This is a genomic window from Ruegeria sp. AP12, assembly GCF_056540025.1.
The window spans coordinates 1-1,183 of the sequence record NZ_JBQFVZ010000083.1; the positions used below are offsets into that span (position 1 = coordinate 1).

Sequence of the window (1,183 nt, forward strand, 5' to 3'; positions counted from 1 at the left end):
CCAAGCTGGAAGCCCTGCACATGAAAGCCGCTCCGCTGCTGGAGCGGATTTTCCCTCGCCGCCCTCGGGTCAAACCCGGGTACAGCATGGTTCATGGTCGTCTGGACATTGCCGATCCGGATACATTCCTGACCGACAAGCTGAACATGTTGCGCCTGTTCGAGGAAGGCCTGCGCACAGGCATGCTGATCCATCCGGATGCTATGCGGCTGGTCACGGCCAATCTGCACCTGATCGACGAAGATATGCGCAACGACAAGGAAGCCCAGCGTATCTTCCTCGACCTGATGCTGAAACATGGCAACCCGGAACGCGCCCTGCGCCGGATGAACGAACTTGGGGTGCTATCAGCCTTCATACCCGAGTTCGAACCCATCGTAGCGATGATGCAGTTCAATATGTATCACAGCTACACGGTGGACGAGCATATCATCCAGTGCATCGTCAACCTCGCCCAGATCGAACGCGGAGAGCTTGTTGAATCGCTGCCGCTGGCGTCCTCGATCCTTGAAGGGGGCGTGAACCGCAAGGTCCTCTATGTTGCGCTGCTGTTGCACGATATCGCCAAGGGCCGGCCTGAAGATCACTCGATCCTCGGGGCACAAATCGCGCGGAAAGTGGCACCCAGGCTGGGGCTGAACAAATCCGACGCCGAAACCGTCGAATGGCTCGTGCGCTATCACCTGCTGATGTCGGACATGGCGCAGAAACGCGATATCTCGGACCCTCGGACCGTACGGGATTTTGCCAAGGCTGTGCAAACGGTCAAACGGCTGGATCTGCTGACCGTGCTGACCGTCTGTGACATTCGCGGTGTCGGGCCCAATACGTGGAACAACTGGAAAGCAACGTTGCTGCGCGCGCTGCATGCGGAAACCAAACGTGCCTTGGAAACCGGCATGGAGGATCTGAACCGTGCCAATCGCGGGGCCGAGGCCAAGAAACTTCTGCGCGCAGAACTGGCCGAATGGTCCAAGGCCGATCTGAAGACGGAAACCGGGCGGCACTATGCTCCGTACTGGCAGGGCCTGAACGTCTCGACCCATGTGGAATTTGCCGAGATGCTACGGGCGCTGGAACACAGCGGCGATCCCGGCGCGATGGAAATCCGCCTGCACCCGGACGAGGATCGAGACGCCACCCGCGCCTGCTTTGCCATGGGTGATCACCCCGGTATCTTTGC

The 1,183-nt window shown here is 59.4% G+C and carries 1 protein-coding gene; it reads left to right on the top strand.

Features of this window, described 5'->3' with window-relative positions:
• Nucleotides 1-1,183: HD domain-containing protein (locus tag ACR0E6_RS21390; RefSeq protein ID WP_480587085.1), on the top strand; the 1,183-nt coding region annotated here is incomplete at both ends.